Source organism: Anaeromicrobium sediminis (assembly GCF_002270055.1).
Lineage (GTDB): Bacteria > Bacillota > Clostridia > Peptostreptococcales > Thermotaleaceae > Anaeromicrobium > Anaeromicrobium sediminis.
Genome location: NZ_NIBG01000010.1, coordinates 151,907 through 166,343, shown reverse-complemented (window position 1 = coordinate 166,343; position 14,437 = coordinate 151,907). Strand labels below are relative to the sequence as shown.

The following is a 14,437-nucleotide window of genomic DNA, read 5'->3' as shown; positions in this document are numbered from 1 at the left end:
TAACTCCATTTTAGTATTTTTTAAAATATAGTAATTAATAATTTGGTTTCTCAATTTATTCATGAGTTGAAATATGGATAAAATAGTACTCTTAGGTGTAATAAAAGAATTAAAATCTGTGGGATCATTTGTATAGTTTTCTTTAAAATGACCACCTTTAATAGTGCCTATGAAGGAATTATCATATATTAAAGGAAAAATAAATATACTTATTCCATGTTCGCATAAAATAGCGGAAGAATTTTTTGTAGGCGGTGTGGAATAATTGTCATCTATTTTATAAAGGGAACAGTTATTAATACACTTGTGAACATTACACCTATCTTTACAAAAGAAAGGATAGTCCTTTCCTTCTATTAAGCATTTTCCCTCATTGTCAAATATACATATGGGAATATTTAAAGGTTTGATTAATTTATCATATATATATTCCATATCCTCATCCAGATTAATCTTTTTACTAACATTATCTATAGGATAAAAGGAACTTGGTTTGTCTTCTGTGAAAAAATCATACTCATAGTTTATGGGAACAGACACTAATAACTCTACTAAGGGCTCAGTGCTAGTATTTATAGTTTCGTGACATGATCCAGCCTTAATATGAAACATCATACCAGGTTCTTTTTTGCTATATTCATTATCTATGAACTGTTTCCCTGAACCTGACAGGACGTAAATGAACTGCTCATTGCCATAATGGATATGGGGGGCTTGTTTTTGCCCAGGTAAAATAGTAGTAATTGCCACATTTAACATGGATTCATTTATAAACCATTCTATATGCCCCCACGGGAAAGTTTGCATATTATTGCTGTTCACTATATTCACCATCCTAAAGTATAATTTGAGATTTTAAGATATTATAACATATAATGGCAGAATAGAATTTGTATAAAGTGGTATATATACTATATGATTCATGGAAAATATGAAAAGATAGTTAATTAAGAGAGGTATTATTTGTGAGTAAAAAATTTAAGCTACCTAAAATAGGTATGAGAAGTATAAAGACTTTTATAGCAACCATATTGGCCATGGTTGTAAGTAATGTATTGGGCTTTGAAGCACCCTTTTATGCTACCTGGACTGCCTTTTTATGCATTCAAAGTTCCATAATAGGATCGTCAGAAATGGCTATAAAAAGGGGGATAGGAACTGTAATAGGAGGAGTTTTTTCCTTAATATATCTATTGTTCATGCCAGAGAATATATATGCAATTCCCTTTGGGATTGTAGGAATAATATATCTATGTAATTTCCTTGAAAAAAGTGATTTAATATCCATAGCATGTGTAGTGTTTTTAGTTATAAGTTTTAGAGTAAATGTAGTACAAAATTTTGATCCAACTACCCATGTAATACATAGGTTACTAGAGACATTCATAGGAATTATAATAGCAATGATTGTGAATTATCATATAAAGCCACCAAATCCTTTTGAAAAATTAACTGGATTGAATGAAGAATTAATAGATTTTATAAAAGATAATATTTATGATAATGGTGAATTTAAAAGGATAAAAAATTTAGAGAGATTCAGATTGAAAATGCATGAATTTAGAACTGTAATACAGTTTTATCATAAGGAGATAAATAGTGAAAGGCATAATCTAGACATTAAATTATATATGGAACACTTAACTCTATTTAGGAGTGTATATAGCCATATATTCATTCTAAATTCCATTAAGGAGGGTATGAATGAGGATATAGAGCAATATCATATAAGGAAATTAATAGGCATAAAAAATAAGCTACTTAAGGAAGAATAATTTTTAAAAGAATGTAATTATATAGTATTACCTCTTGAATCTATGTCAATAATAGAAGAATGAAAGAAGAATATAGAGGTGATATAGATGAGAATACCAGATCATATAGGGGTAATCCCTGATGGAAATAGAAGATGGGCCACGTCTAAAGGGATGACAAAGGAAAAGGGATATGATGAAGGTCTAGATGTGGGAGTAGAAGTATTTAAGCTTTGTGAAAAGGTAGGGATAAAGGAAATAACCTATTATGGATTTACCACAGATAATACTAAGAGACCTAAAGAACAAAGACTTGCCTTTACGGATGCCTGTGTAAATGCAGTAAAGAAACTATCAAAGGAAAATGCATCACTGCTTGTGGTGGGAAATACAGAGTCACCCATGTTTCCACAAGAATTAATGCCTTATACTACAAGGCAAAACTTGGGTAATGGAGGAATTAAAGTTAATTTTTTAGTTAACTATGGTTGGAAATGGGACTTAAATTATTTAAAAAATAGTGATAGTAGCAATAAAAAAATTATAGATCATATTTATTCTAATGATGTATCTAGATTGGATCTAATAATAAGATGGGGAGGAAGAAGACGTCTTAGTGGTTTTTTACCTGTCCAGTCTATTTATGCAGATTTTTACGTAGTAGATGATTATTGGCCAGATTTTAAGGAAGAACATTTTTATGATGCTCTAAATTGGTATAATACGCAAGATATAACCCTTGGAGGATAAAAAGTATATTATTAATATAAGATGACATATATGTAAAGAAGAGAAAGAATTAGTTATTCTCTTCTTTTTTTATATACTAATTTAATGAGGATTATGTATTAAAGGATTTTATTTGAAAAAATATTGTGGTAATATTAGCCTAGCAATAGAAATTTAGCTATTTCTAGAGTTAACTAAAAAATGATACTAATAAATAATAAGGAGAAAATGAATGAAAGAATATTATTTAATAGGGGAAGTTGCTAGTATATTTAATATTTCCACAGACACCCTTAGGTACTACGATAAAATAGGATTACTCAAGCCTAGGAAGAATGAAGAGAATAATTATAGATATTATAGTAGAGAACAATTTGATCTAATATATATGATTCTTTTATTGAAAGGCTTAGATGTTTCGTTAGAAGGAATAAAAGATACATTACATAGAAAAGATACGTCTAAACTCATAGATTTGTTAGGAACACAAGAAGAAAAAATACAAAATAAGATGGAGTATTTAAGGGCATTAAAAGAAAGTATAAGTGACTTGAAATATCAACTTACAAAGTTAGATGATGATATTAATAAGATTTCTATAAAGACATGTCCTAAAATGTGGGCTGTAACTGTTCCGTGGAATGGCCAGGAAGAAGATTTTGATTATAATAAGATTTTGGAGTTAAATAAAGGAATTGATAGTGAATGGACATCTGTATCGAGATTTACAATGATTACATGTAAAGAGAATTTTTTTCAATATGGAGGTACCTATCGATATGGAATGATCTCAGAATATGAATGTAAATCTAAAAATGTGAAACTAGAGTATTTTCCTAGTAGGTCTTGTGCATTTTCTATTTACAAAGGAGACTACAGTGATATCTATAGTAAATATATAAATATGATGAGTTGGATAGATAAAAATGGATTTAATATAGCTGGGGATGCAGTTGAAAGGTCTATTATAAACTTATGTGATGGGGATCATAAAAGTGAATATGTTGCTGAAATATGGATACCTATAGAGGAAAAAAATAAAAAATAACCCTGGATATATTTCTAGGGTTATTTTTGTGAATAAATTTCTTAGATGAAATTTATAAATTTAGGTAAAACCAATCTACATAAAGATTTATAACTACATCATATATGGAATATATTGCTAATCCAAGCCACAGAATAATAATAAGCCAGTATAAAATCGGATTTTCATTTCTACTTATAGGTTCAACACTGAAAGTATAACCAGATTTAATATCTAAAATGGCCCAGTATAAGAAAAATACAGACCAAATCCAATTCCAGTTCATGAATAAACTTGTAGCGATTAATCCCAGAGCTAAAAATGTTCTCCATTTAAAATCAGATGGATTTGTAAATGCCATACTTCTTACAGATCCAAGGCTATCACTACTTTGGGAAGAATTTGTTGATCTATTAGGACTTGGAGGAGGAATGACAGGAGGTTTGGGAACTTTTTTATTTTTCTTTTGCCACTTGTGAAACTCCACATCAAACCACCAAGTACCATCCTCCAGTTCCTTTGGAGTCATACCAATTGGATCAAATACTGCGTGAGTACAATCATATTTTGACCAGTCTTCTGTATTAATTCGCCCCTTTTTTTTCATCTGTCTATAAAGTGGAGTGCCTGGAAATGGAGTCATTATAACACCATGACATTCATCGACTCCAACTTCCTTTGCGTAATCTAGAGTTCTTTGAAAGATATTCTTTTTATGGGCATCAAATCCAAATAAGAAGCTTGCATCTAATTGGATACCTTTAGACTGAAGTTTTTTAACGTACTTTTTAACATTATCCACATCTATAAAACCTTTGCCAACAGACTCCAGAGCTTCTTTAGAAGGGGTTTCTATACCTATTAGCATATATTTTAAACCACTTCTAACAGCCCAGTCTAGTAATTCGTCATCTTCAGCAATCATTATAGTTGCTTCCCCCATCCACTGAATGTTTAGAGGTTCCATTGCTTTAAAGAGACTAATTGCATAATCTCGATTAGCTATTAGATTATCTGCATGTAGTTCAATTAGCTTTGCGCCACATTGTTTGATTTCAGCAATTACATGTTCAATAGGTCTAAATCTACAACTCTTAAAAAAAGGATTTACAACACAGTATCTACAACCATGATTACATCCTCTGCCAACTACAACTGACCAAATGTTACCATACCAGCTCATATTTACGATATTAGTTGGATAAGGATTCAGTTTTGATAAATCAAAGGGCTCATCCTGTTTATATTGCTTTTGAAGTACATTGTTTTCTACATCTTTAATAATTTGTTCCCAACAGCCTTCAGCTTCTCCACGTATTATTGCATCAGCATGTAACAGAGATTCATCTGGTAAAAATGTTGGGTGAAGACCACCTAAAACAACTACTTTACCTTTCTTTCTAAATTTATCTGCAATTTCATATGCCCTTATGGCATCTGGAGTGGACATGAATATTCCAATGATTTCTGATTTTGTATTGTATTTAACTTTCATCCCTACTGTCTCATCAATTAATTCAACTTGAATGTTTTCTGGAGTAGTTGCCGCAACAGAAAAAATATTCTGAGGAGGTCCGCCCATACTAGCTTTATACTTCTTAAATTCAGAGTCAGCAGAAGCTTTTATCAAAGTAACTTGCATAATTATTCTCCTTTTACGTTTGAATTACAATTCTATTATATACCTTAGAGAAGCACTAGGGTCAACATGGAATTTTTCATATTGACATTGGAGTTACTCTAATCTTTATAATGAACTTACATAAATACACGATGCAAGGAGAGGATTTTTATGAATAAAACATTAAAAAAAATTATTACTGTAATATTAAGTTGTTCCTTATTGTTAGGGAATACTGCTTTTGCCAATGAAGTACCTAAGAAAAATAGCATTAAGACTGTTGCCTTACCTAAATTAACACATTCTACAAGTTATAAATATTCCTTTGAAAATTATCTTGAAATTTTACCTTTTAAGTTAAATGAAGAAGATGAAAAAAGGGCTAGAAATATTTTTGAAGAGATTGACAGGGCATTTACAGATGGAGAATATACTGATGCAGAAAAATTAATTGAGGAATTCTACAGTATTGTTGATGATTATTGGATTTCAGAAAAAACGCTTAAGGTGTTACTTCCTTTTGATGAAATGATCACATCTCTAGGAAAAATACTTACACCAGAACAAAAGGTAAAACTTGAAAAAGACTTTGATCAGTTGAACATATTACGTAACAGAAAAGATATGTCATGAATAGAACGCAAGGTCAAAACTAATGTTTTTAGAATTAAATAATGAGGTGATACAGTAATGAAAGTATGTTTAATCAAGGCTTCAGCTGAAAGTGAATTTAAGAAATACAAGAAATATATGGGGGCACCCCCTCAGAATATTTTCTCAGTAGCAGCTTGCACTCCTAGTGATGTTCATATTGAAATGGTAGATGAGACTATGGATATGAAAGTGAATTTTGAAACTAATGCTGAAATAATTGGAATATTTATGTCTACTCCAGATGCTATAAGGGCATATGAACTTGCCTTTGAATTTAGAAAAAGAGATAAAATAGTTGTATTAGGAGGGTTACACCCAACTTTTAATAAAGAAGAAGCAATTCAATATGGAGATGTTGTTATTGTAGGAGAGGCAGAGGGAATCTGGGAAGAACTACTAGAGGATTATAAAAGAGGTACATTAAAAACTATATATGAACGTGAAACACCAGTTGATATGTCGGTACTTAAGTCTTATCCCACAAACATAATAGATAAATCTGTATATAAGGGAGTTTGGTCTGTATTAGTTTCAAGAGGCTGCAATAATAGATGTGCATTTTGTGCAGTTCATCCATTCTTTGGTAATATTAGGTATCGACCAGTTGAGGCTATTGTAGAAGAAATCAAAAACTCTGGAGCATCTATAGTTGAATTACACTCAGATAATTTAACTTCTGACAGGGAGTATGCCAAGAAATTATTTAAGGCCTTAATTCCACTGAAAATAAAATGGGTAGGAGAAACTACAATTTTACTTGCAGAAGATGATGAACTTTTAAAATTGGCTGCTGAAAGTGGATTAACATATTTACTCGTTGGAATAGAGACGCCATCCAATGATGCATTGAAAAATGTGGGAAAAGGCTTTGTTAGTAGAGAGAGAGTAAAAGAATATATAAAGAAATTCCACCAGTATGGAATTGCTGTAGATTCGGCCATGTTATTTGGATTTGATGAACATGATGAAACTATTTTTCATGAGGTTTTAAAATTTGTAGATGAGATAGAGTTAGATGTGTGCCATTCTGTTATAGCTATTCCTTTTCCAGGAACTAAGTTATTTGAGACAATGGAAAAAGACGGACGGTTAATTACGAGAGATTGGTCAAAGTATGATGGTAGACATACAGTCTATAAACATCCTAAAATGTCACCTATAGAAATAGAAAAGGGTGTTAAATATTTTGAAGAGAAGACTTATACTTTAAGACGTTACTTGAAGTATCTAAAAGTATTACCTAAATTTATATAGTATAAATTTAAATATTGATTAATTTTAAAACTTAGAAACCTATGGAGGCTTTATTTATGAATGGATTTTAGCCTTTATAGGTTTCTAAATCTTAGTATAACCTCTAATGGAATTATAAAAGGTATTATTTCTTTTTTATTAATTCTTTAGCTACTAATTCTAATACAAAGGTTTCACGCTCAATGGAAAGGCCCATGCTATCTTCTTTTGAATCAATGACTTTTTTGTTGTGAGCTATGGCATCATGAATGTTTACCCATCTAGCATCCATACCATTAGAAATCTCATAATCTTCTAGATGAGTTTCTCCTAGTTCATCATCTATGTCACATACATAGAAATAAGAAGTCATGTGCATTAAGTCATAACCTTCGTAGTAACAGCTTCTATACTCATCTAGTAATCCGTATTCGTCAATTACTTTAATATTCTTAGCCCCTGTTTCTTCTTCTAATTCTCTCTTTAAACCTTCAATCAAATTTTCTTCTAAATCTACTCCACCACCTGGAAAACTATAATCGTTGTATCTCTTTGTATATAAAAGTAAAATATCTTCACCCTTTAATATAATTCCACGTGCTGCTTTTCTTTCATATATATTCCCTTTTATTTCTGCTATATCCTGGTGTATCATTTTCTTCAATAATCTCATGTAAAATACCTCGTTTCTAAGTTTTTTAATTAAACAACGGCTTAAATATTGTATCATACCTTTTCTTATAGGGCTACTCGTATCACAAAAGAATAAATTTCACGAATGTAAATAAAATTTACAAAAATGAAATTAAAACATGGACACTGGCAAAAAAAGCTTGTATAATTTGGTTATGTGAAAAAAAGAAAATATATAAAACTTAGGAGGGGTAAAAATGTTTAAAACAAATGAATATTTTGAAGGTGAAGTAATGTCTATTGGTTTTAATCCAGAGAAGGGACCAGCTACTATAGGAGTTATGGCTGTAGGTGAATATGAGTTTGGAACAAGTCAAAAGGAATTTATGACTGTAACTAGTGGTAAAATGTTAGTAAAGCTTCCAGGTACAGATCAATGGAAGGATTTTAAAGAGAATGAAACATTCATAGTAGAAGCAAATGAAAAGTTCCAAGTTAATGTTAAAGAAGAAATTTCATACATATGTTTTTATAAATAAAAAGTATTAAAGAAGATAGAAAATATTCATTTCTATCTTTTTTTAATAGAATAAAAGACAGTGGTCATTTGTAGGGATTGATAGAGATTATAAGAAAAGTGTATACTAGTATTGGTAAGTATATATAACATTATTGGAGGCAATATGGAAGAAAAATTCAAAGTAAAAGAAATAACTAGTAAATATAAAAGTTGTAATAATTGTGGACTACCATTAGTAACATGTATTTGTGATAAATATGAAAAAATAAATACAGAGGCAGAGTTTGTAATACTCTCTACCTTAAGGGAAGTAAAAAAGCCATCTAATACGGCCAGATTATTAAAACTTTTAAACGAAGATAAAACTAAAATATTAATATGGGAGAGAACTGGAGAGCCAAAGGAACTTATACATATGATAGATAATCCTAAATATGACCCATATATAGTATTTCCTATATATAATGAAGAACTTGAAAAAAGAAAAAAATCCTTTAATAGGTCAGAAAAAATACCTCTTTTCATATTGATAGATGGAACTTGGAAAGAGGCTAGAAGAATATTAAGAAAAAGCTATTACCTAGATAAGCTACCTATATTACCCTTAGAGGGAAAATTAAAGACAGAATATGATTTAAGGCGTGGCATAGAGTCCTTATGCACCATAGAAGCTTGTATAGAACTTCTTAAAATGAATAATGAAAGTGTAGAAGCCCAAAGGGTAAATGACATATTTCATTTATTTGTTAAATCATATAAAGCAGGAGTCTGTGGCCACGAATTAAAAAATGTATAATTTGCATATACTAGCTTCATAATAGTTTAAATATATTGTGAAGGAGAGTTACCAATGAATAAGAATGTTAAGACATTAAATAAAGTACTAGAAGGAGAACATATGGCTGTGGAGTCCTTTAATGTACTAATCGATGAAGTTCAAGATAAAATGGTAAAAAGCACATTTCAAAATATACAACAAAAGCATCGGCAAAATATATCTGATTTAGCTAGACATATACAAGATATGGGCGAGATGCCAGATGAGACTTTAGGATTAAAAGGTGTCTATGGAGATATGAAATTGAAAATGGAAGTTCGTAATAAAAGTGACAAAGAGGCTGTAAAAGCTGCTATAGATGGCATTTATATGGGAGTAGATTTTGTAAGGAATAATTTAAAAGAGAACGTTGATGTTAAAACTAAGTCCATATTAAACCATGTGTTAAAGGATTATGAAGAATCTGCAGATACATTAAATAAGTTAATGTAACCCCTTTTTAGTTATAGTTTTTTACCTCATATACTTATCCTTATTAAAGAATTTAATTAATTTTTTTCTAGTATAACTACCATAAACAAGAAAGGAATTTTTTATTTTCTATAGAATAGTTCATGAAAGAAGATTGTAAAAATGTAGTAAAATAACTAGGCTATTTGCAATAAGAGGGGGAATATACTTGATTTACGAGAAAAATACAATCTATATTTTAGGAACTGCAAAGATAAGTAAAAATGATCCAATTTCAGCCGTGTATGAAATTTTTTTTACAGGAATTATATTGGATAGGGACAGTGGGAAAATAATTGATACAACATGTAATATGGTAAAAGATGTTACGAGTGATTTTATAAGATCTATTCTTATAGATTACAATCTTGTAGATGATATAGATCAAATCATACAAGAGATACGAGATAGATTTTATGGAATGGCTCAAAAGGCCGTAATAGCATCTGTAAAGGATGCTCGAAATAAATATATGATGATTAAAAATAATTGAAATATTTAACAAAATAGGGTATTATATAAGTATAATAAATGTATTTGAATAAAAATTTAATATTAAGTTTTGTTTATTAGTATATGGATTATCCTCTATATATAATTATAAATAAGACCCAGTTAACGTATAGTTTAGCTGGGTTTTTTTGCATTTTTGCGAAGATATATTAAATTAAAGTAATTAAAATATATTTGGATTGCATATGAAAGGAGAATAAAGTCATGAGAGATTTATCTTTTTCTAAACCCTTTGAAGTGAGAAAAATGATACGAAAAGGTGAAATACAAGGGCCCACATCTGGTATGTGTAGAGGATATGTACAAGGGAATTTGGTAACTCTTCCTAAAAAGCTTGCTTACGATTTTTTATTGTTTGCTCAAAGGAATCCTAAATCATGTCCCTTATTAGAAGTTACAAATGAGGGATGCAAGGAGCTAAAAACCATTGCGACCGGATCAGATATAAGTACAGATATTCCAAAATATAGAGTATATGAGAAAGGAAAACTTCAAGGAGAATATGGAGAGTTAAAATCTATTTGGAGAGATGACTTTATTTCCTTCATATTAGGATGTAGTTTTACATTTGAGTCAGCCCTTATAGATGAAGGAATAGAAGTTAGGCATATAACAAATAAAAGTAATGTACCAATGTATATTACAAATATTGAGTGTAAGCCAGCAGGTATATTTTCAGGACCAACAGTAGTAAGTATGAGGCCTATACCATTGGATAAAGTATCTAAAGTAGTACAGATAACCTCTAGATATCCAGGTGTACATGGAGCACCCATACACATGGGAAATCCAAAACTAATAGGGATAAATGATATTTATAAACCTGATTTTGGTGATTCTGTGGAAATAAAAGATAATGAAATTCCAGTATTTTGGGCATGTGGAGTTACTCCTCAAGCTGTTGCAATGAAAGTAAAGCCTGAAATAATGATAACCCATGCACCTGGACATATGTTTATAACAGATATAAAAAATCATGAGTTGGCAGTTTTGTAAATTAGATAGGCATAAATAGTCTTTTGTGTTCATTTTAATTGTGATTTTGAAGAACGTTTTTTACAGAAAAGGGATAATATTTGAATATAGGGAGTTGAAATCATATGGATGAAAAATATTTTATAGAAATAGAAAATATAATTAGGAAAAATTTAGATGAAAGAGGTATGGATAGAATCAACTTACCAGGAGAATTTAAAAAAGGGGTAAAAGACCTTTTAAAAAGTTCCACAGTTTTCATTGTGACTGGATTTGTTATCAGAGATACCCTTACTGGGGAAACGGACGGTCCTATTGGAGCAATATCATTGGCCAGTGCATTAGAAAATCTAGGTAAAAAAGTAGTACTTGTAACAGACAAATATTCTAAAGAGATGCTGTATAATTGCTGTATGGTAAAGCATATGAAAACTCCTATAGAAGTGGTTCCATATAATAACGCAGAAGAGTTTTGCAATGATCTATTAATAAAATATAATCCATCTCATATAGTAGGAATAGAAAGGCCTGGAAGAGCAATGGATGGATGTTGCTATTCCATGAGAGGAGAAGACCTTAGTGATTTAGTTCCAAATACAGATATATTATTTGAAAAATCAAAGGAACTTGGAATAACAACATTGGCCGTTGGAGATGGTGGAAATGAAGTTGGAATGGGCAAAGTTACGTCTTTTGTTGTAAATTCAGTAAATAAAGGTGGCCAAATATGTGCCAATACTGCTACTGATTATCTAATAGTAGCAGGAGTATCAAATTGGGGGGGTCATGCCTTAGTGGCAGCTCTTTCAATACTTTCTCATACCATGTTATTACATGATTCAATAACGGAAATATTGCTGTTAGAAAGTATGTTAAGAGCAGGAGGGGTAGATGGATGTACTAAAAAACCTACCCTGAGTGTAGATGGATTAAGCTTGGATGAAAATCTTCAAATACTTGAAAGATTGAGAAGAATAGTGGAGAAAGCATTAAATAAACAAAGGGAAAAAATAGTAGCTGTTTAGAATTAAATATTCATTGCTAGACTATATATTTCGTATATGTTACCGCTAATCTCTATAATATTTTTCTGTATTAGTTTTTTAATAGTATCGTGTGCTTACCTCCCTTCTGAGCTTTTTATTATCATATCCTAGTAGTAGGAAGCCCTACTATTGAAAATGAAAAATATTCTTTGTAACAATTTGGATAAATAAAGGATATGAGGATATTTCAAGAATATGGTAGTTTGACATAAATTGGAATGAGAGGATAAACATGATGAAAAGGATCAAGTTATTAATGGGATTAGTTATTTGGTTAGTGATAGGAAGTAGTACTATAGCCTATGGAATTGGGCACGTGGATTTTAGCTTATATGAAAATCCAGTAGCCAAAGTAAATGGGGAAATTTATTACATAAATCACAATGATAATTATAATCTTTATACAATTCATGATGGCAAAAGTACAAGGATTTTAGATTTTCCCATATGGAATATGTTAAAGGAAGGTAATTATATATATTTTTTAAAAGAGTTTTGTTTAAAAAACACAGGTGAATACCAGCAACCAGGAGTATATAGGTATGGCCCTTTAGTCTCAGCGGTTGAGTTAGTCCAAAGAGGTTATATTACTTCTATGAGCATAAAAAATAACAATCTATTCTATTATGACGAAGAAAGAAATGCTTTAATTAGGAAAAATCTAAAATCAAAAGAGGAAAAAGTAATTTTTGAAGATAAACATGTAACTTTTCATATGATAAAAGATAATTCTCTATATATATTTGATGATGATAGGTATAGCCTGTATAAAGTAGATTTAGACAGTTTGGAAAAAACTTTATTGTTAGACGATACATATGTGAAATCTATAGATAGTTTGAATATTGATCAAGAGTATGTTTATTATATAAAAGACAGAAAACAATATGAGTACAACTTAAAAAGTAAAAATATTGAAATAGAATTTGATTTGGATTCTGTATCTAAAAGTCAAATATATATAGAAGATGATAGTACCTACATAGTAGCTAAGGACTATGTAGAACGTTATGATAAACATAGTTATAGGGGATGTTTGTATGATAATAATAAACATTCTATAGTAGGTATAATAGATGATAAATTGACCGTTATCAAACAAGAAGATACAAATATAGGAGAAGTTTATAATTATGAAACTAAGGAAATGAAGACAATATCTGCTAATATTGAAAAAATACATACATGTTATTTTCCGTATATAATATACACTAATAAAGATAAATTGTTTATTTATAATATATCAAAGGGAGAAAATAGATTTGTAGATGACTTTCAAGATATAATAGGCATTCAAGATAATAAAATCTATTACGTAAATTTAGATGATGACATTTATGTAAGTACTATAGATGGATCTCATAGAAAAATTTTATTAAGTGATGAAGTGGATGAAGCTGTCTTATATGGAACTAAAATACTTTTTTTAGAGTTGGATAACTACTCTGAAAATAAGTTGATGTGTTTTGATACAGTGATTAATGAACTTCGTAAACTTCCAATAAAAGAACCAGAGAAATTTATGATTAAAGATGATTATATTTGTTATGCTAAAAATGGAATTATATATAGGATGGATTTTAGTAATAATCAACATCAAATAGGAGAATATAAAAGAGTGGGATTTAGCAGGAGAGCAACTAATTGTAAACGAAGGAGATATACTATACAGTATAAATATGAAAACTCAAGGGAAGACCGCGCTTTTATATGATATAGAAAAACTATTAAAAGTATCTAATGATGAGGCATATATAATATCTGCTTCTACAGAAAATAAGAAGATATTAACAAGATACAATTTAAACCATTATGGTAGAGTTCATATAGATGAAGGAATGGACATAAACATCATATATGAAGAGAAAGGCCAAATAATTTACAATATTGATACACAGATTAAGGAAAGAGACTTAAAGACTTTAAATAAGAAAGTACTTATTGAAAATGCCAGTGGAAAATCTGTATATGATGGAGCTAATATCTATTACAAAATAAAAAATGATAAGGTGAAAGTGATGGCTGAACCAAGTATTTAGAAGAAATGGACTATAATAATTAAAGGATTTTCAAAGAATCTAAGACCCTTTTTTAGAAAGGGTCTTTTGTGTTAGAATAGAGAAGATAAAAAGAAGACAGACTTGAAAGGAATGTTTAAATGAGTCATTGTTCTTTGGATTTATGAAGACTTTGGCTGCGTCTTATTCAGGAATTGCATTCTTAAATAATATTGGTATTCCAAATAATGTATACAAGATGATTCCATATATTACAACTTTAATAGCTTTAGCGTGGACATCTAAAAATGCAAGTGCACCAAAAGCTGTTGGAATCCCTTATGATAAAGGAAGTAGATAAACAATCTTCCATCCCTTTTACAAAAAGCTTACTTCGAAAATATGAAGTAAGCTTTTTGTAAAAGGGATGGTTTCATGTATTTATTT

General features: G+C 30.0%; 17 protein-coding genes. 14 read left to right on the top strand and 3 right to left on the bottom strand.

What is annotated here, in order from left to right:
- The coding region (locus tag CCE28_RS12835; protein ID WP_176461813.1) for a cupin domain-containing protein at window positions 1-822 on the bottom strand (822 nt) is incomplete at its 3' end.
- 143 nt (window positions 823-965) lie between these two features.
- Between CCE28_RS12835 and CCE28_RS12830 the strand changes: the two genes are divergently transcribed.
- The 3 genes from CCE28_RS12830 (at window position 966) to CCE28_RS12820 (ending at window position 3,531) form a co-directional block, all read left to right on the top strand.
- A complete protein-coding gene (locus CCE28_RS12830; protein ID WP_095134126.1) occupies window positions 966-1,775 on the top strand; it encodes an FUSC family protein in 810 nt (269 codons plus the stop codon).
- Between the two features lie 87 nt (window positions 1,776-1,862).
- Window positions 1,863-2,504 carry a polyprenyl diphosphate synthase gene (gene uppS / locus CCE28_RS12825; RefSeq protein WP_095134125.1) on the top strand — a complete coding sequence of 214 codons (642 nt, stop codon included), beginning with the start codon at window positions 1,863-1,865 and terminating at the stop codon, window positions 2,502-2,504.
- 211 nt (window positions 2,505-2,715) lie between these two features.
- A complete protein-coding gene (locus CCE28_RS12820) occupies window positions 2,716-3,531 on the top strand; it encodes a MerR family transcriptional regulator (RefSeq protein ID WP_095134124.1) in 816 nt (271 codons plus the stop codon).
- A gap of 52 nt (window positions 3,532-3,583) precedes the next feature.
- Here the strand turns inward: CCE28_RS12820 and CCE28_RS12815 are convergent, their stop codons facing one another.
- A complete protein-coding gene (locus CCE28_RS12815; protein ID WP_095134123.1) occupies window positions 3,584-5,152 on the bottom strand; it encodes a B12-binding domain-containing radical SAM protein in 1,569 nt (522 codons plus the stop codon).
- A 150-nt stretch (window positions 5,153-5,302) separates the two neighbouring features.
- Here CCE28_RS12815 and CCE28_RS12810 point away from each other — a divergent pair, with 150 nt between their 5' ends.
- Both CCE28_RS12810 and CCE28_RS12805 read left to right on the top strand, forming a co-directional pair.
- Entirely contained in the window at window positions 5,303-5,764 is a 462-nt protein-coding gene (locus CCE28_RS12810) for a hypothetical protein (protein ID WP_095134122.1), read from the top strand.
- Window positions 5,765-5,821: 57 nt separating this feature from the next.
- On the top strand, window positions 5,822-7,039 hold the full coding sequence (locus CCE28_RS12805) for a B12-binding domain-containing radical SAM protein (protein WP_095134121.1): 1,218 nt from the start codon (window positions 5,822-5,824) through the stop codon (window positions 7,037-7,039).
- A gap of 124 nt (window positions 7,040-7,163) precedes the next feature.
- Here the strand turns inward: CCE28_RS12805 and CCE28_RS12800 are convergent, their stop codons facing one another.
- The gene (locus CCE28_RS12800) at window positions 7,164-7,691 is read right to left on the bottom strand and encodes an NUDIX hydrolase (protein WP_095134120.1); all 528 of its coding nucleotides are present in this window, start codon (window positions 7,689-7,691) and stop codon (window positions 7,164-7,166) included.
- Window positions 7,692-7,908: 217 nt separating this feature from the next.
- On the opposite strand from CCE28_RS12800, the gene ppnP reads away from it, so the two are divergent.
- From ppnP to CCE28_RS12755, 9 genes are all read left to right on the top strand, one after another.
- On the top strand, window positions 7,909-8,190 hold the full coding sequence (ppnP, locus tag CCE28_RS12795; protein WP_095134119.1) for a pyrimidine/purine nucleoside phosphorylase: 282 nt from the start codon (window positions 7,909-7,911) through the stop codon (window positions 8,188-8,190).
- A 144-nt stretch (window positions 8,191-8,334) separates the two neighbouring features.
- The gene (locus CCE28_RS12790) at window positions 8,335-8,967 is read left to right on the top strand and encodes a tRNA-uridine aminocarboxypropyltransferase (protein WP_095134118.1); all 633 of its coding nucleotides are present in this window, start codon (window positions 8,335-8,337) and stop codon (window positions 8,965-8,967) included.
- Between the two features lie 54 nt (window positions 8,968-9,021).
- Window positions 9,022-9,441: a DUF2383 domain-containing protein gene (locus CCE28_RS12785; RefSeq protein WP_095134117.1), complete on the top strand. Its 420-nt coding sequence runs from the start codon at window positions 9,022-9,024 to the stop codon at window positions 9,439-9,441.
- 187 nt (window positions 9,442-9,628) lie between these two features.
- Complete coding sequence (locus CCE28_RS12780) at window positions 9,629-9,952, top strand: DUF3870 domain-containing protein (RefSeq protein ID WP_176461812.1); 324 nt, start codon at window positions 9,629-9,631, stop codon at window positions 9,950-9,952.
- A 224-nt stretch (window positions 9,953-10,176) separates the two neighbouring features.
- Window positions 10,177-10,968, top strand: coding sequence for a putative hydro-lyase (locus CCE28_RS12775; RefSeq protein WP_095134115.1), 792 nt, complete (start codon window positions 10,177-10,179; stop codon window positions 10,966-10,968).
- A gap of 104 nt (window positions 10,969-11,072) precedes the next feature.
- Window positions 11,073-11,972 carry a DUF4392 domain-containing protein gene (locus tag CCE28_RS12770; RefSeq protein ID WP_095134114.1) on the top strand — a complete coding sequence of 300 codons (900 nt, stop codon included), beginning with the start codon at window positions 11,073-11,075 and terminating at the stop codon, window positions 11,970-11,972.
- A gap of 256 nt (window positions 11,973-12,228) precedes the next feature.
- Window positions 12,229-13,707: a DUF5050 domain-containing protein gene (locus tag CCE28_RS12765; protein WP_176461811.1), complete on the top strand. Its 1,479-nt coding sequence runs from the start codon at window positions 12,229-12,231 to the stop codon at window positions 13,705-13,707.
- Window positions 13,673-14,032 carry a hypothetical protein gene (locus CCE28_RS12760; RefSeq protein WP_095134112.1) on the top strand — a complete coding sequence of 120 codons (360 nt, stop codon included), beginning with the start codon at window positions 13,673-13,675 and terminating at the stop codon, window positions 14,030-14,032. The genes CCE28_RS12765 and CCE28_RS12760 overlap by 35 nt, the downstream gene beginning before the upstream one ends.
- 142 nt (window positions 14,033-14,174) lie before the next feature.
- Window positions 14,175-14,351, top strand: a complete 177-nt coding sequence (locus tag CCE28_RS12755) for a hypothetical protein (protein ID WP_176461810.1) — start codon at window positions 14,175-14,177, stop codon at window positions 14,349-14,351.
- Window positions 14,352-14,437: the final 86 nt, after the last annotated feature.